Consider the following 16,964-nt stretch of genomic DNA (forward strand, 5'->3'; position numbering starts at 1 on the left):
CTGCAGGATCAGGCTCCCAGCAACGTCTCCACCGCCGTGGCCACTCCCCGCGCGACCTCGCGCTCGGCGACCCGGACGAGCTCGCCGTCGCGCACCACCGCGCGCCCGTCGACCAGCAGCAGTGTGAGCGGTGGCTGCGCGCCGAGCGTCAGCGCCGCAACCGGATCGACGATTCCCGCGTGCTCGACCCCGTCGATCCTCCAGAGCGCGAGATCCGCCAGCTTCCCCACCTCGATCGAGCCGAGTTCCCGATCGCGCCCGAGCACCCGCGCACCGCCCATCGTCGCGAGATGGAGACCCGACCGCCCGCTCATGCCGTCGGCACCCGCGCGCAGCCGGTTGACGAGCACGGACATCCGGATCTCCGTGCCCAGCTGACCGGATTCGTTCGACGCCGACCCGTCGACCCCCAGGCCGACCGGCACCCCGGCGGCGAGCAGCTGCGGCACAGGTGCGATCCCCGCGGCGAGGCGCGCATTCGACGACGGGCAGTGCGCCACGCCCGTGCCGGTGGCCGCGAACCGCGCGATGGCCCGCTCGTCGAGGTGCACGCAGTGCGCCATCCACACGTCAGCGCCCAACCAGCCGAGATCGTCGAGGTACTCGGTCGGGGTGCGCCCGAACCGCTCGAGACAGAAGGCGTCCTCCTCGACCGTCTCCGAACCGTGCGTGTGCAGGCGCACATCGAGCGACCGGGCGAGGACCGCCGATTCGCGGAGCAGATCGGCGGTGACCGAGAACGGCGAGCAGGGCGCGATCGCGATCTTCACCATCGCCTCTCGCGCGGGATCGTGGAAGCGCGCCACCGCATCCGCACTCGCCTGCAACGCATCGGCCGTGGTCTCGACGGCGAAGTCAGGCGGCAGTCCGCCCTGCGACGCGCCCAGGTCCATCGAGCCGCGGGTCGCGTGCAGGCGCACACCGAGATCGTCGGCGGCCGCGACGATGCTGCCCAGGATGTCGCCGCTCCCCCGCGGGAAGACGTAGTGGTGGTCGCCCATGGTCGAGCACCCGGACAGCGCCCCGACCGCCATGCCGCCGAGAGCGCCGGCGCCCACCGTGTCGGCGGTGATACGCGACCAGGTGGGGTAGAGGGCGGTCAGCCAGTCGAACAGGATGGCATCCTGGGCGAGGCCGCGTGTCAGCCACTGGTAGAGATGGTGGTGCGTGTTGATGAGGCCGGGCGTGAGGAGGTGCCCGGTGCCATCGATCCGCGTCACCGGGCGTGACGCATCCGCCGTGGCCCAGTCAGGGGCGGGCCCCGCGCCCACCGCGACGATTTCTCGCCCGTCGATCACGACGTGTCCCGAGGTATATTCCGTTCCGGCTATGTCGACGGTGGCGACGTAGGCGCCCTCGATCACCGTGCGCGGCTGCGTCATCTCAGAACCCGCCCTCGGCTGCGACGGGAGCCTGCCGATGCAGGGGGCCTGACGTCTCACGCAGGGGCACCCCGGGCCGCCGGGTGCGCACCGCGATGATCTCGGCCAGGATCGACACCGCCGTCTCCTCCGGCGACGACGCACCGATGTCGAGCCCGATCGGCGAGTGCAGCGACTCGAGCGCCGCCGGGTCGATCCCCCGCTCTAGCAGGGCACGCACCCGCCGCTCGTGCGTGGCACGGGAACCCATCGCCCCGACGTAGGCGACCGGCAGGGCCAGCGCGACCTCGAGCAACGGCAGGTCGAACTTGTCGTCGTGCGTCAGGATGCACACGGCGGTGCGCTCGTCGACCTCCGTCTGCGCCAGGTAGTCCGACGGCCATCGGTTCACGACCTCCGCCCCCGGAAAACGCTCGGGCGTCGCGAACACCGGCCGCGCGTCGCAGACCGTCACCCGGTAGCCGAGCAGCGCACCCGCCTTCGCCAGGGCGACCGAGAAATCGACCGCGCCGAACACGATCAGGCGCGGTGGCGGGGCGCTCACGAGCAGCACCGCCGACAGCTCCTCGCCCTCGCACGCCACGGTCCGGCGTTCGGTGCGACCGGATTGCACGGCAGCGTCCAGAGCCGCGAGCACCGCCCGCGCCCGTGCGTCGCCGACGGCACCGCCAGAGGCACCCTCGCCCTGCGCCAGAACCTCCACGGCGTCCCCCGACTCCCCCGCGACCACGAGTGCGACCCCCGCGGCCTTGCCGTCCCGCGCTCGCTCCAGCGCCCGGCGAACCGCGGCCGTCGGCGCATTCCGTGCCTCCGCGAGGCCGAGCTCCTGCACCACCACCCGCAGTCGCCCGCCGCAGGCGAGGCCCACCGCGAACGCGTCGGCGTCGCTGAACCCGAACTCGCACACCTCTGCCGTGCCGGACTCCAGCACGCGGCCGCAGACGTCGTACACGGCCCCCTCGACGCAGCCGCCCGAGATGCTCCCGATCACCCGGCCCTCGTCGTCGACCGCCATCGACGTGCCGAGCGCGCGCGGCGCGCTGCCGTCGACGCCGATCACCGTGGCGACGGCCAGTCGTCGCCCCGCCGCGAGTGAGGCGAGCAGGGCCGAGGCGAGTTCGAGCATCCGTCCTCCGATTCGCTTCCGGGCGCAGGAGCCGACGGCCCGCGCGTCATCAGCCTGACACATGAACGTGTTAGAACGTGACCATGCTCACGATCCACGACGCCAGCCACATCGTCATCGACGCCGAGACCGAACGCACCGCGGATGATGCGAGCCGCTTCGAGGTCGGCTCCCCCGGGGCCGGTTCCGACGGGCACCCCGACGAGCACCTCGACGCCCGGGGCGGCATCGTCACCCCCGGCCTCGTGAACGCGCACCACCACCTCCTGCAGACCGCGTTCCGCACCCTGCCGGGAACCCGTGGCGTGCCCATGCGCGAGTGGCTGCCGACCATGGCGGCGGCCTATGCCGAGGTCGGCATCGACCCCGAGCTGGCCGGCGCGGCCGCTCGGGTCGGGGTCGCGGAAGGCCTCCTCAACGGGGTCACCACCGTCGCCGACCACCACCTCACCTGGCCCGCCGGCTGCGACAGCGTCGGCATCGCCGAGGCGACCGCGGCCGCCGCGCGCGAACTCGGCGGCCGGCTGGTGTTCGTGCGGGGTGCGGCGCGCGACGACCCGGCGGAGGCCGCCGCCTCGGCCGACGCCATCGCCGACGCGCTGGTGGCGGATGCGCCGGGTGGCGTGAGCGCCCACGGCCTGCTGCAGGTCGCGGTCGGTCCCGCGGGCGTGCACAGCGACGGCGAGGCGACCTTCCGCCTGCTCGGCGAGGTCGCCGCCCGCCGCGGTCTGCGCCGCCGCACGCAGGCCAACGAGCAGGTGGATGTCGTCATCGCCCTGGAGAAGTACGGCAAGCGGCCGATCGCCCTGCTCGACGACTGGGGCTGGCTGGCGCCCGACGTCACCCTCGCCCACCTCTGCGCCGTCACCGACGACGAGATCGCGTTGCTCGCCGAGCGCGGGGTCACCGCGACGCACGCGCCGGGCTGCGACCTGCCGATGGGCTGGGGCGTCGCGCCGGTCGCCGCACTCCGCGCCGCGGGCATCACGGTGGGCCTCGGCACCAGCGGCGGCGGCAGCAACGACGCCGGCCATCTGCTGGCGGATGCGCGGCTCGCGCTGCAGGTGGCACCGCTCGCCGGGCCGCCGATCGATGCCCGGAGCATCCTGTCGATCGCCTCCGAAGGATCGGCGCAGGGACTCGGGCGCGGCGAACTCGGTCACCTCCGCCCCGGTTCCGCCGGCGACCTCTGCGTCTGGGACGTCTCGGGCGTCGCCGACGCGGGCGTGGCCGACCCGGTCGCCGGACTCCTCTGGGCGTCGCCCGGCCGCCGGCCGCGGCACGTGGTGGTGGGCGGTCGCGTGGTGGTGCGCGACTACGAGCTCGTCGACCACGACGAGCGCGAGCTGGCGAGCGCGCTCAACGGTCTGCTGGCGGCCCGCCGCTGAAAGGACCCCGCCCTACAGCTCCAGCACCAATCGCGGGCACGCCGCCCGCGACACGCAGATCATCATGACCTCGTTCGACTCCTGCTCGTCCGGGGTGAGCACCGAGTCGCGGTGATCGACCTCGCCCGACACGACCGGCGTCTCACAGGTGCCGCAGGTGCCTTCCCGGCAGGAGGAGAGCACCAGCACGCCGGCTTCTTCGACCACGTCGAGGATGGACCGGTCCGGCGGCACCGTCAGCGTGAGCCCGGAGAGCTCCAACTCGACCTCGAACGCCTCGTGCCGAACGGGCTCGGTGACCTCGCGGGCTTCGAAGCGCTCGAGGTGCAGGGTGCCGGCCGGCCACCCGGCCTCGCGGGCCTCCTGCTCGAGTGCGGCGAGCATCCGCGCCGGCCCGCAGCTGTAGACCGCGAGCGGCCCCTCGGCGTCGTCCGCCCGCACCGCCGAGCTGAGCGATCCGACGTCGAACCGCGAGGCCCCCGGCCCCGACGGCACGTGCACCCGCACGCGCGGCCCGTAGTCGCGCACCAGTTCGTCGACGAACGGCATGCGTTCGAGGGCGCGACCGGCGTAGTCGAGCGTCCACGCCGAGCCCGCCGCCTCGGCGGCCCGGATCATCGGCAGGAGCGGCGTGATGCCGATGCCCCCCGCCACGAAGGCCAGGCGCGACGCAGCCGTCACTGGCTCCAGCGCGAAGTGGTTCAGCGGACCCCGGATGTGCAGCACCGACCCCTCGGCGATGTGCGCGTGCACGTGCTCCGACCCGCCGCGTCCGTCGGGTTCGCGCAGCACCGCCACCCGGTAACGCGACCGGTCGGCCGGGTCACCGCAGAGCGAGTACTGCCGCTCCACCCCCGGTTGCACCAGCACGTCGAGGTGCGCCCCGGGTTCCCACGCGGGCAGGAGCGCCCCGTCGGCCGCCCGCAGCTCGAGCAGCACCACGTCGTCGGCCACCCGCTTCGCCGACGCCACGACGGCGTCGATCTCGCGCAGCGCCCCGGCGCTCATGCCTCGGCCCGCCGTTCCTTCACGATGAACAGGCGGTACTCGCCGTCGCCCGCCGAGCACCAGCGGTGCAGGGTGCCGCCGGCGTAGTGGATCGAATCGCCCGGCAGCAACTCGAACTCGCCGTCGTCGGCCAGGTCGACCAGCACGCGACCGCTCACGACGTGCAGGAACTCGTCTTCGGCGTGGTGGTAGAACTCGCCCGGGTCGCGGTTCGAGCCCCGGAACTCCATCGGGATGAACGGTCCCTCGCCGTGCACGAGGATGCGCGCTGAACCGCCACCGAACGGCCCCTGCAGGCCCTCGGCCTTGCGCACGAGCGACACCCGGGCGACGCTCGCGCCGGGCACCAGGTCGTCGGTCGCGGCGGCGATCAACTCGATCTGGCTGGAGCCGAGTGCCCGCGCGATCCGCTCGAGCGAGAGCATGCTCGGCCGGGCCTGACCGCGCTCGAGCTGGCTGAGGAACGGATGCGAGAGCCCCGCCAGCCGGGCCAGCTCCACCAGCGTGAGGCCGCGCGCCTGCCGGAAGGAGCGGATGCGCGCGCCGAGACGCTCGGTCTGCTCGTCGAGGACGACGGACACGATCGACACCCCTTCCGGTCGTCGCCGGGCCGATTCCCGGCGGACACCTCAGACAGTAACCACGAACCCGCCCACGCGCGAAATCGGCGCGGGCCGCAATTTACATTCGGAAATGACCGCGTTACGTGACCGAAACGAGCCGTCCGTAGCGTGAGCCCTGTTGAACCCATCAACATCCATCGATCACCCCGACGTCGCGATGATCACCAGCCAGGGCGCCGCGCCCACCGACGACGGGGAGCCCGAGAATGACCGCACTCCCCCAGCAGCTGCAGCGGCTGACAGGCGCGACGCTCCCCGACGGCAGCGTCGTCGACGTGGAGATCGCGGGTGACCGGGTCACCGCCGTGACGCCGTCGGCCGGCCGCGTCGCCCGCGCCGACTCCGCCGAGCCCACCACGCTCGACCTCACCGGCTTCCTCCTCCTCACCGCTCCCGCCGAGCCGCACGCCCACCTCGACAAGGCGCTCTCCTGGGATCTGATCGAGCCGCCGATGGGCGACCTGGGCCTCGCCATCGAGTCCTGGCGGCGCTACGCGGCCACCATGTCGACCGAGAGCATCGCCGAGCGTGCGCGTGAGCAGGCCCTGCGGATGCTCGCCAACGGCACCACGGCCATCCGCTGCCACGTCGACATCCTGCAGGGCCCGGAGCCGATGCGGGGCGTGCGCGCCCTCGCCCAGGTGCGCGAGGAGCTCCGCGGATTGCTCGACCTCGAACTCGTGGCGCTGGCCGGGCCGACCGCGCCCGACGAGCACGTGCTCGAAGCGCTCGACCTCGGCGTCGACCTGGTCGGCGGCGCGCCGCACCTCGCCGACGACCCCGACGCCGACCTGCGCCGCCTCCTCGCCCTCGCGACCACCCGCGGCGTGGGCGTCGACATGCACACCGACGAGAGCCTCGACGGCGCCCTCACGATGCGCACCCTCGCCGAGGTCGTGCGCGACTGGGACGCGAGCCGGCCGGTCACCGCCGGTCACTGCGTTCGGCTCGGCACGATGGAACTCGCCGAACTCGACGAGGTGATCGCCGAGATCGTGCGGAGCGACATCGGCGTGGTGACGCTGCCGATCACGAACCTCTACCTGCAGGGCTGGGAGCATCCGGTCGCCACCCCTCGCGGACTCACCGCGGTGCGGCGCCTGCTCGACGCGGGTGCGCGCCTCGGCGCCGGCGCCGACAACGTGCGCGATCCGTTCAACCCGGTGGGCCGCAGCGACGCCCTCGAGACCGCATCGCTGCTCGTCACCGCCGGGCACCTCACCCTCGACGAGGCCTACACCGCCGTCAGCGCCGGCGCCCGCGACGTGATGAGCCTGCCGGTCGCCGGCGCCCTCGTCGGCGCGCGGGCCGAGTTCCTCGCCGTGCGCGCCGGCGGCCTCGCGGATGCCATCGCGAACGCGAGCGCCGATCGCGTCGTCGTGCACGCCGGCCGGGTGGTCGCCCGATCCGTCGTGACCCGCACCATCGCGGTACCCGAGACCATCGCCGCCGCCCGCCGGCCCGCTCCTGCGAGCCCGATCAGCCCCGCTCCAGCCATCGAACCCATTCTCGAAACGAGGTGAGAAGCTCCATGACCATCGCACCCTCCCCCGTCGCCCCGGCGACCACCACCGATCAGCTGCTGCATTTCGACGACGTCGCCATGACGTTTCCGAACGGCACCACCGCCCTCTCCGGCGTCTCGCTGACGGTCAACCGCGGCGAGTTCGTGACCGTCGTCGGGCCGTCGGGCTGCGGCAAGTCGACGCTCCTGCGCATCGCGTCGGGCCTCACGCCCGCCACGGAGGGCGTCACCCAGGTCGACACGAACCGCATCGGCTACGTCTTCCAGGATGCGACCCTGCTGCCCTGGCGGGACGTGCAGTCGAACGTCGAGCTGCTCGCCGAACTCAACGGCATCCCGAAGGCGACCCGCAAGAAGACGGCGAAGGAGGCCATCGACCTGGTCGGGCTCTCCGGCTTCGAGAAGCACCTGCCGAAGACGCTCTCCGGCGGCATGAAGATGCGCACGAGCCTCGCGCGGAGCCTCACCCTCAACCCGGAGCTGTTCCTCTTCGACGAACCGTTCGGCGCCCTCGACGAGATCACCCGCGAGCGCCTCAACGACGAACTCATCCGCCTGTTCACGGAGCAGCAGTTCGCCGGACTCTTCATCACCCACTCGGTGTCGGAGGCGGTCTACCTCTCCACCCGGGTCATCGTCATGTCGGGCCGACCCGGGCACATCGTGGACGAGTTCCCCGTGGAATTCCCGTTCCCCCGCGACCCCGACATCCGCTTCACGGCCGAGTTCGCCGAACTCTGCGGCCAGGTCTCCCACGCTCTCCGAGAGGGACACTCATGACCACCACCTCCTCGGCGCCGACGACCGGCGCGCCCGTCCGGCCCGCCACCGTGAAGCGGTCGAAGAGCCGCGCCGCCACCTGGATCCCGCCGGTGCTGGTCTTCCTCGGCGTGCTGGCGGTCTGGTACGCCATCACCTACCTCATCCTCGACGAGAAGCGCCGCTTCCTGATGCCGCCGCCGCACGAGGTGGTCGCCGCGTTCTTCGACCCGGCGACCTTCCTCGAGATCGTGCAGGCGCTCGGCCGCACCACGATGGTCGCGCTCGTCGGCCTCGCGTTCGCGATCGTGATCGGCGTGCTCTGGGCGGTGGCGATGAGCCAGGCCAAGTGGGTGGAGCGCTCGCTCTACCCCTACGCGGTGGTGCTGCAGTGCATCCCGATCCTCGCGCTGGTGCCGCTCATCGGCTTCTGGTTCGGCTTCGAGTATCCGGCGCGCGTGATCGTGTGCATCATGATCGCGCTGTTCCCGATGGTCTCCAACACCCTGTTCGGCCTGCAGTCGGTCGACCCCGGTCAGCGCGAGCTGTTCCAGCTGCAGCGGGCGAGCCGCTGGACGGTGCTCTCGAAGCTCGAGTTCCCGGCCGCCCTGCCCGCGATCTTCGCCGGCATGCGCATCTCGGCCGGTCTCGCCGTGGTGGGTGCGATCGTGGGCGACTTCTTCTTCCGTCGTGGCGAGCCCGGTCTCGGGTCGCTCCTCAGCACCTACACCGCCCGGCTCCGCTCGGCCGAGCTGTTCGCCACCATCTTCGTCGCAGCCCTCCTCGGCGTCGCGATCTTCGCGCTGTTCGGCTGGATCGGCAAGCGCGTCGTCGGCAAGTGGTACGACTTCTCGGCCAACTAGACGTTCCATCCGCACCATCCCATTCCCTGCACCACACCGCTCCACCCAGAAGGAGAAGACATGCGCAGCACCCGAACCCGGTTGGTCCTCGCCGCCGGATTGGTCGCGACCACCGCGATCGCCCTCTCAGCCTGTAGCTCGAGCTCGTCGGCCACCGACGACTCGACGCCGTCGGCAGACACCGCCATCGGCGCGGTCGACCTCTCCGGCGTCTGCCCGGCGAACATCGTGCTCCAGACCGACTGGAACCCGGAGGCCGAGCATGGCCACCTCTACGAACTGCTCGGACCCGACCCGAAGATCGACGCCGCCAACAAGAAGGTCAGTGGCCCGCTCTACTCCGGCGGCGAGTACACCGGCGTGAACGTCGAGATCCGCTCCGGCGGGCCCGCGATCGGCTTCCAGAGCGTGACCTCGATCATGTACCAGGACCCGGACATCATGCTCGGCTACGTCTCGACCGACGAGCAGATCCAGAACTCGGCCGACTTCCCCACCACCGGCGTCTTCGCGCCGCTGGAGAAGAGCCCGCTCATGATCATGTGGGACCCGGCCACCTACCCCGACGCCAAGACCATCAAGGACGTCACCTCGAAGGGTGCGATCGTGCGCTACTTCGCCGACTCCACCTACATGGAGTACCTGAAGGCGCAGGGCATCGTGCCCGAGGCGCAGGCCGACTCGAGCTACGACGGCACCCCGGCCAACTTCGTGGCCGACGGCGGCAAGGCCGCCCAGCAGGGCTTCGCCTCGGCCGAGCCGTACATCTACGAGAACGAGGTGAGCGACTGGATGAAGCCGGTCGACTTCCAGCTCATCAACGACACCGGGTGGGACTACTACCAGTCGGTGATGGCCACCCGCACCGGTGACCTGGAGGCCAACGCCGACTGCCTGAAGGCTCTCGTGCCCGTGCTGCAGCAGGCCGAGGTCGACTACTTCGCCGACCCGCAGCCGGTGAACGACCTCATCCTTGACCTGGTCGACCAGTTCGACACCGGCTGGGTGTACTCGCAGGGCGTCGCCGACTTCTCGGTGAAGCAGATGATCGACCTCGGCCTCGTCTCGAACGGCGCCAACGACACCATCGGCGACCTCGACGAGTCGCGCATGACCTCGTTCTTCGGCAAGGCCGTCCCGATCCTGGAGTCGATCGGCATCACGCCGGCCGACGGCCTGACCGCCGACGACCTCTACACCAACGAGTTCATCGACAGCTCCATCGGCCTGAAGTAACCCGGCCGTAGCGACCGACCGAAGAACCCGTAAGGACCCGACACCATGACGCTCCCGTCCGTGACCACCCGACCCGCTCCGCGCCTTCTCGGCCGACGGATCGTGGTCACGGGCGGGGCGCGTGGCATCGGTGCCGCCATCGCCCGCCGCGCCGCCTCGGAGGGCGCCGAGATCGCCGTGCTCGACCTCCTCGCCGACCAGGGTTCGGCCTTCGCGGCCGAGGTCGGCGGCCACTTCGTCGCCGCCGACCTCAGCGATCCTGCGGAGACGACGGATGCGCTGAGCCGGGCCGTCGAGGCCCTCGACGGCATCGACGTGCTCATCAACAACGCCGGCATCCTCCGCTTCTCACCGCTCCTCGACATCACGGTCGACGACTGGAACACCGTCTTCGCCGTCAACACCACCGCCATGCTCGTCACCACCCAGGTGGCCGCCCGCTCGATGATCGCTTCCGGCACCGGCGGCAAGATCGTCAACCTCGCCAGTATGGCGGGCAAGGCCGGCGGCGCCGGGCAAGCGCACTACGCCGCCTCGAAGGCCGCCGTCATCGCCCTCACCCGCGTGACCGCGCTCGAACTCGGCGCATCCGGTATCACCGCCAACTGCATCTGCCCCGGCTACGTGCTCACCGACATGGGTGCGGCCACCCGCACCGAAGCCGACGTCGCCGAGTGGTCGAGCTTCTCCCCGCTCGGCCGCTGCGCCGAACCCGACGACGTCGCGGGCGTCGCCGCCTTCCTCTCCTCCGCCGACTCGGATTACATGACGGGCCAAGCCGTCAATGTGACCGGCGGCATGATCATGCACTGAACCGAAGGATCCCCTGATGACCGCTTCCCCCGATCAGATCGCCGCCCTCGAGGCCGAACTCACCGCCCTGCTCGGCGAACGCGGCGTCACCACCGAGCTGCGCGGACGCGAGAAGGCCTCGCTCGACGGCGCCAAGATGTCGCCGATCCTCGCCGAGCAGCTGCCGCTGGGGCTCGCGGACATCGTCGCCTTCCCGGCGAACGCCGAGCAGATCGCCCAGACCGTCGCCGCCGCCGTGCGGCACGGCGTCTCGGTCACACCGCGCGGCAAGGGCACCGGCAACTACGGCCAGGCCATCCCCCTCGAAGGCGGCCTGGTGCTCGACATGTCGAAGGCCCGCGCGGTGGTGGAGGTCGGCGACGGCTACCTGGTGGCCGAGGCCGGCACACCGATGGTGGTCATCGAGCAGGCCGCGCGGGAGGCCGGCCAGCAGATCCTGATGTACCCCTCCACCGCGCAGTCCTCGATCGGCGGGTTCCTCTCCGGCGGCTCGGGCGGCACGGGCTCGATCAAGCACGGCTCGAACATGAGCGGCGAGTACGTGCTGGCGCTCGACGTCGTGTACGCGAGCCCGGATGCTCAGCTCGTGCACCTCGAAGGCGCCGACGCCCAGCCGTACGTGCACACCTACGGCACCGCCGGCATCATCGCCCGCGCCACCATCGCCCTCGAGCCGATGCAGGAGTGGGTGGGCTTCTACGCGAGCTTCCCCAGCTTCGCCGACGCGACCTCGGTCATCCGCCAGATCGGCTGGCTCGAGCCGACGCCGCGCCTCGTCTCGGCCGACCTGCCCCGCATCGCCGACGCGCTCCCCGACGACCCCGCTATCCCGAAGGGTCGGGCGTCGCTCCGCGCCATCCTCGACCCCGCCACCGTCGAGGCCGCTTCGGCCCTGGTGGAGGGTGCAGGCGGCCGCGTCGAAGACGTGCGCGAGGGCCCGCAGGCCACCGTGAAGATCTCGATGCTCTCGTACAACCACCCCATCGAGTGGCTGCAGAAGTCGACCGACGAGACCTACTTCCACGTCGAGGTCTCCGGGCCGGCGCTGGTCGAGCGCCTCGACGAGGTGCACCAGGTCTACCCCGGTGCGATGCTGCACATCGAGGCGCAGCGCGACCACCCGATCGGCATGCTCGCCGCGCCGTACGTGAGCGCCGAGGAGGTGTACGCGGGCTACGACCGGCTGACCGCCATCGGCGTGCGGTTCCACAGCCCGCACCAGTGGTTCGTCGACCACGAGGTCGAGCGCACCAAGGCACTGGCCGCCACCACCGACCCGGAGGGTCTGCTCAACCCGGGCAAGATCCCGCTGAACGAGACCGTGCCGACCGGGGTGAAGTGGGCATGACCCGCCGTCTGGTCGAACTCTCCGGCACCGCCGCCGCCGCCGCGCTCTCAACGGACTCGGTGATCGTGCTGCCCACCGGTGCCATCGAGTTCCACGGGCCGCACCTGCCGCTCATGACCGATTGCCTCATCGCCGACAGCGTCGCGAACGCGGCGGTCGAGCGCGCGGCCGAGGCAGGCCAGGACGTCTGGATCCTGCCCACCATCGCCTACACGAAGTCCGACGAGCACCACTGGGCGCCGGGCACGATGTGGATCAGCTGGGACACGCTGATGCAGACCGTGGTCGAGCTCGGCAACTCGATCGCCGCCACCCCCGCGAAGAAGCTCGTGTTCTTCAACGGGCACGGCGGCAACCTCGCCCTGCTGCAGGTGGCCTGCCGCGAGCTGCGGCGGCGCTTCGGGCTGCAGACCTTCCTGATGGGCGCCACCGTGCCGCCGGGCGCCCACGACGGCCCCGAAGAGCTGGGGCTCGGCATCCATGCCGGTCACTCCGAGACCTCGCTCGTGCTGCACCTGCGGCCCGAGCTGGTCGACCTGTCGCTGGCCGAGCGCAGCGTGCCGGAGCACCTCGACACCTTCGAGCACATCGGTTTCAAGAAGCGCGTGACCTTCGGCTGGCTCTCGAACGACTTCGGCACGAACGGCACGCTGGGCGACCCGACCGGGGCGAACGCGGCCTACGGCGCCGAGCTGTTCGAGGCGTCGGTGGCCGACGCGGTCGAGGCGCTGGCCGAGGTGGCGCGGTTCGACGCCGCCGGCGCGGCATGAGCGACGGCGGGGCCGGCGCGGAAATCGACGGCGAGATCGGCGCGGCCGACCCGTTCGCCCTGCTGGCCACGTGGCTCCCCGCGAACGACGACCCGGCGCGCCCGCTCATGACGCTCGGCACGCGCTCGTCGAGCGGGTATCCGGATGCGCGCAGCGTGCTGCTGAGCGAGTACGACGAGCGAGGCTTCTACTTCCACACCGACTCCCGGTCGCGCAAGGTCGAGGATGTGACGGGCGACCCGCGTGCCTCCCTCACCCTGGTCAGGCCCGGGCGCCAGCTCGTGGTGCAGGGCGACGTGTCACGCGCCGACGGCGACGAGGAGCTGTGGGCCTACCGGCACCGCTCCCGGTACCTGCAGCTGCTCGCCTGGCTCAACACCCCGGAGTTCGCCGCCGTGCCGCTGGCCGAGCGGCAGGCGCGCTGGGCGGAGTTCGACGCCGCGCATCCGTCGCTCGATCCGCCGCCGACCTGGGCCGGCTACCTCGTGCGGCCCGTGCGTCTGACGTTCTGGGAGGGGCGCCCCGATACCGCGAGCCGGCGCACGGAGTTCACGCGCGAAGAGTCCGGCGCCTGGGAGCGCTCCGTGCGGGCCGGCTGAGCCGCAACCCGTGCTTGTCGCCGGGCAGCTACTTGTTGCCGGTGAGGGCCAGCGTGCCGCCGAGCCCGATCATCATCGCGCCGCCCGTGGCGCGCATCCGCGCCATCCGCTTCGGCGACTTCGCGAACCAGTCGCGCGCGAAACCGGCCGAGAGCGCCCAGACCGAGTCGCAGACCAGACCGATCACGATGAAGGTCGCGCCGAGCACCAGCATCTGCACCGCCACCGCGCCGGAGTGGTAGTCGACGAACTGCGGCAGCACCGCCACCAGGAACACGATCGTCTTGGGGTTCGTGAGGCCCACCACGAAGCCCTCGGCGAGCAGCCGCCACGACGACCGCTGGGTCGTGGCACCGGCCGCCCCGGTGATCTCGTTGCGGTGCCGGATGGCTTGGATGCCGAGGTACACGAGGTAGGCGGCCCCGACGAACTTCACGATGGTGAAGGCCACGATCGACTGCGCCACGATCACCCCGACGCCGAGCGCCACCGCGACCACCTGCGGCAGGATGCCGAGCCCGTTGCCGAGCACACTGAGCAGCCCGCCCCGCCGGCCGAGGGCCAGCGACCGCCCGATCACGAACAGCACGCTGGGCCCGGGCAGCAGGATGAGCGCGAGCGCCGCGAGCGCGAAGGTGAGCCAGCTGGCGAACGAGATCATGTCCCGATGATAGGGCCCCCTACGCCTTCGGCGCGGCCCCCGAGATGGCGTCGGCGAGCACGCTGAGCAGGCGCGGTGAGTCGAGCTCGGGCAGGTGCACCTCGATCAGCACGGCCTTCTCGGCGGTGGCGTGCGCGACGGCGAGCGCCGCGGCGAGTTCGTCCTGGGTGCGCACCGACGCGGTCACCGCCCGGTCGGCGGCGCCGAACGCGGCCGGCACGAGCGTCCAGTCCCAGGGCGTGATGTCCTGGTAGACCGCGTCGGGGCTCTGGATCTTGCGCTCGACCGTGTAGCCGTCGTTGTTGATCAGGAAGATCACCGGGGTGAACCCGCGGTGCAGGATCGAGGCGAGCTCCTGCACGGTGAGCTGCGCGGCGCCGTCGCCGACGAAGAGCACCGAACGGCGTCGTGGCAGCGCGAGGCAGGCTCCGAGGGTGGCCGGGATGGTGTAGCCGATCGCCGACCAGACGGGCTGGCCGAGGAGGTCGGAGTCGTCGGGCAGCACCAGGTCGAGCGCGCCGTAGAAAGAGGTGCCGGCATCCGCGATCACCGTGGTGCCCGGCTGAAGCCACCCCTGGATCGCCGCCCAGAAGAACGCGTGGTCGAGGCCGGCGCCGTCGACGGGCGCGGGTGCGACGGCGGCATCCGGATGCCCCACCGGCTCGACCTCCGCCCGCGGTGTGCGCCCGAGCACCTCGTGCAGGGCGCGCAGCGAGTCCTCCAGCCGCACGCCGTAGAAGGTGGTGTCGGCGATGCGCGCGGTGGTGAGCCCGAGCTCGATCGCGTCGTCCTCGTCGAAGCGTTGCGTGAAGAAGCCGGTGAGGAAGTCGCTCATCACCGTGCCGGCGAGCACCAGGAGGGGCGCCGCGTCGACGGCGTCGCGCGCGGCCGGGATGCGCGTGAACGCCCCCATGTAGGTGCCGAGGCTCGCGGGGTGCGACTCGTCGAGCACCGCCTTCGACATGTTCTGCGAGGCGATGTAGACCCCGTCGTGGTCGGCGATCTGCCGCACCAGCGGCTCGAGGCTGCAGCGGTGCACCTGTGGCCCGACGAGCATGGTCACCCGCTCGTGCGCAGCCACCGTTTCGGCGAGCGCCTCGGTGAAGCGCTCGAGTTCGGCGCGGTCGCTCGACGCGGCGACGAGCGGGGTGCGGAGGTTGGCCGCGTGCACCGGCAGGGCGGCGAGGTCGCTCGGAATGCCGAGGTACACCGGCTTCGACTCGCGGAGCGCCGTCATCAGCGCGGCGTCGATGTCGCGCGTGGCGGTCTGGGCCTTCACGACCGTGGCGCTCACGGTCACCTCCCGGTAGGCGCGCACGAAGTGGTCGTAGTCGCCGTCGACGAGGGTGTGGTGGAGGTGCGCGCCGGCCGCGCGGGCGGCCGTGGTCGGCATGCCGGTGATCTGCACCACCGGCACGTCTTCGGAGTAGCTGCCGGCCACCCCGTTGATGGCCGAGAGCTCGCCCACCCCGAAGGTGGTGACGAGGGCGCCGAGGCCCCGCCGCATCCGGGCGTACCCGTCGGCGGCATAGGCGGCGTTCAGCTCGTTGGTGGAGCCGACCCAGTGGAAGCCGTCGACGGTCACCATCTGGTCGAGCAGGCTGAGGTTGAAGTCTCCCGGCAGGCCGAAGACGTGGTGGGCGCCGAGCTGCACGAGGCGGGTGGCGAGGTACTGACCGAGGGTGACGGTCAGGGGGGCGGGGTTTCCGGATTGTGTCTGGTCACTCATGTCGACCAGCTTCTCACCCCGGGGGTGGTCGCTGTCTAGCGCAACCCGAGCCGATCGGCGACGGCACCCATCGCATCCGCGAACGCCGCCTCGGCCCCCGCGGCCGGCCCGCCGGAGAGGTTGACCCCGGCGACCCCGGGCACCGCCAGGAACTCCTCGCACAGCCGCGTGATGGCGTCGAGCGCTGCGGTGAACGGATGCGCGGCGTGCAGGATGCCGTCGAGGAACCCGTCGGGCAGCACCAGGGTGGTGAACGACTTCAGCAGAGCGGCGCTCCCGGCGTCGATCACCATCGGCACGCAGGGGATGAAGCCGGGCGCGACACCGAGCTCGTGGCTCTCGGCGATGAACCGGCGCACGGGCTCGACCCCGCCGGCGTGGTTCACGAAGCACACGTCAGCACCCGCGAGCACCTTCTCGCGCAGGCGCGCGGCGCGGCGGTCGACCGGCGGGGTGAGCGGCGCCTCGGCCACCGAGACCAGGTGTCCGGTCTGCCGGGCGAGCGCGGCGAGCTGCGTGGAGTCGAGGTCGAACACCGGCAGCGCGTCGTGCCGGTTGCCGGTGGCGGTGTGATCACCGGTCACGCAGTGCACACCCGCGACCCCCACGTCGGCGAGGCCGGCGAGTTCGCCCTCGAGCGCGACGCGGTTGCGGTCGCGGCAGTTGAGGCCCGTCCAGACCGCGAGGCCCTGCTGCTGCACCAGCTCGGCGCGGTAGCTCGGCGAGAATTGCACGCGCGAGCGGCCGGAGTCGCCGGCGAGCGTCGCATCCACGCGCCCGGCGAGCGCCTGCGCGCACTCGGTGAGCGACGCGCGGTCGACGGAGCGGCCCGGGAAGTCGGCCACCACGATCGGCCGGGTGGCCATCAGGGCGCGCATGGCCGCGGCACCGGGCTGGGCCTCGACGGGGAACTCGTGTGCGTCGGCGAGGTGGTGCACATCGGCGCCTGCGAGGCCGGCGGGCGACTCCGGGTTCGGCGCGATCCCGTGCCAGGGCACGGTCGGCGTCTCGAGGAAGACGCAGCGGAACTCGGCCACCTCGCAGGTGCCGTCGAACTCCACGCCGCCGCACGGCCCGTACTCCATGTGCTTGGGGCAGGAGCGGCGAAGTTCGAGGGAGACCACCATCCGCTCA

At 71.7% G+C, this 16,964-nt stretch carries 16 protein-coding genes; 9 read left to right on the plus strand and 7 right to left on the minus strand.

Annotated features, from left to right (window positions below; translation table 11 throughout):
• Positions 1–8: 8 nt before the first annotated feature.
• Together AC3WLB_RS17370 and AC3WLB_RS17375 are read right to left on the minus strand one after the other, a co-directional pair.
• Positions 9–1,382, minus strand: a complete 1,374-nt coding sequence (locus AC3WLB_RS17370; RefSeq protein WP_492508102.1) for an 8-oxoguanine deaminase — start codon at positions 1,380–1,382, stop codon at positions 9–11.
• Between the two features lies 1 nt (position 1,383).
• Positions 1,384–2,508 (minus strand): XdhC family protein, encoded by a 1,125-nt coding sequence (locus tag AC3WLB_RS17375; RefSeq protein ID WP_492508104.1) that lies wholly within the window; start codon positions 2,506–2,508, stop codon positions 1,384–1,386.
• A gap of 83 nt (positions 2,509–2,591) precedes the next feature.
• Between AC3WLB_RS17375 and AC3WLB_RS17380 the strand changes: the two genes are divergently transcribed.
• Complete coding sequence (locus AC3WLB_RS17380) at positions 2,592–3,896, plus strand: amidohydrolase family protein (protein WP_492508106.1); 1,305 nt, start codon at positions 2,592–2,594, stop codon at positions 3,894–3,896.
• A 12-nt stretch (positions 3,897–3,908) separates the two neighbouring features.
• On the opposite strand, the gene AC3WLB_RS17385 is transcribed toward AC3WLB_RS17380, so the two are convergent.
• Both AC3WLB_RS17385 and AC3WLB_RS17390 read right to left on the minus strand, forming a co-directional pair.
• Positions 3,909–4,904 carry a PDR/VanB family oxidoreductase gene (locus AC3WLB_RS17385; RefSeq protein ID WP_492508108.1) on the minus strand — a complete coding sequence of 332 codons (996 nt, stop codon included), beginning with the start codon at positions 4,902–4,904 and terminating at the stop codon, positions 3,909–3,911.
• Complete coding sequence (locus AC3WLB_RS17390; RefSeq protein ID WP_492508110.1) at positions 4,901–5,485, minus strand: helix-turn-helix domain-containing protein; 585 nt, start codon at positions 5,483–5,485, stop codon at positions 4,901–4,903. The genes AC3WLB_RS17385 and AC3WLB_RS17390 overlap by 4 nt, the downstream gene beginning before the upstream one ends.
• Positions 5,486–5,733: 248 nt before the next feature.
• Here AC3WLB_RS17390 and AC3WLB_RS17395 point away from each other — a divergent pair, with 248 nt between their 5' ends.
• From AC3WLB_RS17395 to AC3WLB_RS17430, 8 genes are read left to right on the plus strand one after another with little or no spacing between them, the layout of a single operon-like run.
• A complete protein-coding gene (locus AC3WLB_RS17395; RefSeq protein WP_492508112.1) occupies positions 5,734–7,050 on the plus strand; it encodes an amidohydrolase family protein in 1,317 nt (438 codons plus the stop codon).
• An 8-nt stretch (positions 7,051–7,058) separates the two neighbouring features.
• Positions 7,059–7,832: an ABC transporter ATP-binding protein gene (locus AC3WLB_RS17400; RefSeq protein WP_022895091.1), complete on the plus strand. Its 774-nt coding sequence runs from the start codon at positions 7,059–7,061 to the stop codon at positions 7,830–7,832.
• Positions 7,829–8,674: an ABC transporter permease gene (locus tag AC3WLB_RS17405; protein ID WP_022895092.1), complete on the plus strand. Its 846-nt coding sequence runs from the start codon at positions 7,829–7,831 to the stop codon at positions 8,672–8,674. The genes AC3WLB_RS17400 and AC3WLB_RS17405 overlap by 4 nt, the downstream gene beginning before the upstream one ends.
• 60 nt (positions 8,675–8,734) lie before the next feature.
• Positions 8,735–9,910: an ABC transporter substrate-binding protein gene (locus tag AC3WLB_RS17410; protein WP_492508115.1), complete on the plus strand. Its 1,176-nt coding sequence runs from the start codon at positions 8,735–8,737 to the stop codon at positions 9,908–9,910.
• Positions 9,911–9,955: 45 nt separating this feature from the next.
• Positions 9,956–10,723 carry an SDR family NAD(P)-dependent oxidoreductase gene (locus AC3WLB_RS17415; RefSeq protein ID WP_492508117.1) on the plus strand — a complete coding sequence of 256 codons (768 nt, stop codon included), beginning with the start codon at positions 9,956–9,958 and terminating at the stop codon, positions 10,721–10,723.
• Between the two features lie 16 nt (positions 10,724–10,739).
• A complete protein-coding gene (locus tag AC3WLB_RS17420; RefSeq protein ID WP_492508119.1) occupies positions 10,740–12,071 on the plus strand; it encodes an FAD-binding oxidoreductase in 1,332 nt (443 codons plus the stop codon).
• Complete coding sequence (locus AC3WLB_RS17425) at positions 12,068–12,841, plus strand: creatininase family protein (RefSeq protein ID WP_492508121.1); 774 nt, start codon at positions 12,068–12,070, stop codon at positions 12,839–12,841. Before AC3WLB_RS17420 ends, AC3WLB_RS17425 begins: the two co-directional genes overlap by 4 nt.
• On the plus strand, positions 12,838–13,440 hold the full coding sequence (locus AC3WLB_RS17430; protein ID WP_492508123.1) for a pyridoxine/pyridoxamine 5'-phosphate oxidase: 603 nt from the start codon (positions 12,838–12,840) through the stop codon (positions 13,438–13,440). Before AC3WLB_RS17425 ends, AC3WLB_RS17430 begins: the two co-directional genes overlap by 4 nt.
• 28 nt (positions 13,441–13,468) lie before the next feature.
• Here AC3WLB_RS17430 and AC3WLB_RS17435 read toward each other — a convergent pair whose 3' ends face one another.
• From AC3WLB_RS17435 to AC3WLB_RS17445, 3 genes are read right to left on the minus strand one after another with little or no spacing between them, the layout of a single operon-like run.
• The gene (locus tag AC3WLB_RS17435) at positions 13,469–14,101 is read right to left on the minus strand and encodes a LysE family translocator (protein WP_492508125.1); all 633 of its coding nucleotides are present in this window, start codon (positions 14,099–14,101) and stop codon (positions 13,469–13,471) included.
• A 19-nt stretch (positions 14,102–14,120) separates the two neighbouring features.
• Positions 14,121–15,830, minus strand: a complete 1,710-nt coding sequence (locus AC3WLB_RS17440) for an alpha-keto acid decarboxylase family protein (protein ID WP_492508127.1) — start codon at positions 15,828–15,830, stop codon at positions 14,121–14,123.
• A gap of 35 nt (positions 15,831–15,865) precedes the next feature.
• The gene (locus tag AC3WLB_RS17445; protein ID WP_492508129.1) at positions 15,866–16,957 is read right to left on the minus strand and encodes a methylenetetrahydrofolate reductase; all 1,092 of its coding nucleotides are present in this window, start codon (positions 16,955–16,957) and stop codon (positions 15,866–15,868) included.
• Between the last annotated feature and the right edge of the window lie 7 nt (positions 16,958–16,964).

This window comes from Herbiconiux sp. FW305-C-125 (assembly GCF_058783455.1).

Coding starts and splice junctions, on each gene's coding strand:
- AC3WLB_RS17370 (WP_492508102.1), bottom strand. CDS start 1,382: ATGACGCAGCCGCGCACGGTGATCGAGGGCGCCTACGTCGCCACCGTC.
- AC3WLB_RS17375 (WP_492508104.1), bottom strand. CDS start 2,508: ATGCTCGAACTCGCCTCGGCCCTGCTCGCCTCACTCGCGGCGGGGCGA.
- AC3WLB_RS17380 (WP_492508106.1), top strand. CDS start 2,592: ATGCTCACGATCCACGACGCCAGCCACATCGTCATCGACGCCGAGACC.
- AC3WLB_RS17385 (WP_492508108.1), bottom strand. CDS start 4,904: ATGAGCGCCGGGGCGCTGCGCGAGATCGACGCCGTCGTGGCGTCGGCG.
- AC3WLB_RS17395 (WP_492508112.1), top strand. CDS start 5,734: ATGACCGCACTCCCCCAGCAGCTGCAGCGGCTGACAGGCGCGACGCTC.
- AC3WLB_RS17400 (WP_022895091.1), top strand. CDS start 7,059: ATGACCATCGCACCCTCCCCCGTCGCCCCGGCGACCACCACCGATCAG.
- AC3WLB_RS17405 (WP_022895092.1), top strand. CDS start 7,829: ATGACCACCACCTCCTCGGCGCCGACGACCGGCGCGCCCGTCCGGCCC.
- AC3WLB_RS17410 (WP_492508115.1), top strand. CDS start 8,735: ATGCGCAGCACCCGAACCCGGTTGGTCCTCGCCGCCGGATTGGTCGCG.
- AC3WLB_RS17415 (WP_492508117.1), top strand. CDS start 9,956: ATGACGCTCCCGTCCGTGACCACCCGACCCGCTCCGCGCCTTCTCGGC.
- AC3WLB_RS17420 (WP_492508119.1), top strand. CDS start 10,740: ATGACCGCTTCCCCCGATCAGATCGCCGCCCTCGAGGCCGAACTCACC.
- AC3WLB_RS17425 (WP_492508121.1), top strand. CDS start 12,068: ATGACCCGCCGTCTGGTCGAACTCTCCGGCACCGCCGCCGCCGCCGCG.
- AC3WLB_RS17430 (WP_492508123.1), top strand. CDS start 12,838: ATGAGCGACGGCGGGGCCGGCGCGGAAATCGACGGCGAGATCGGCGCG.
- AC3WLB_RS17435 (WP_492508125.1), bottom strand. CDS start 14,101: ATGATCTCGTTCGCCAGCTGGCTCACCTTCGCGCTCGCGGCGCTCGCG.
- AC3WLB_RS17440 (WP_492508127.1), bottom strand. CDS start 15,830: ATGAGTGACCAGACACAATCCGGAAACCCCGCCCCCCTGACCGTCACC.
- AC3WLB_RS17445 (WP_492508129.1), bottom strand. CDS start 16,957: ATGGTGGTCTCCCTCGAACTTCGCCGCTCCTGCCCCAAGCACATGGAG.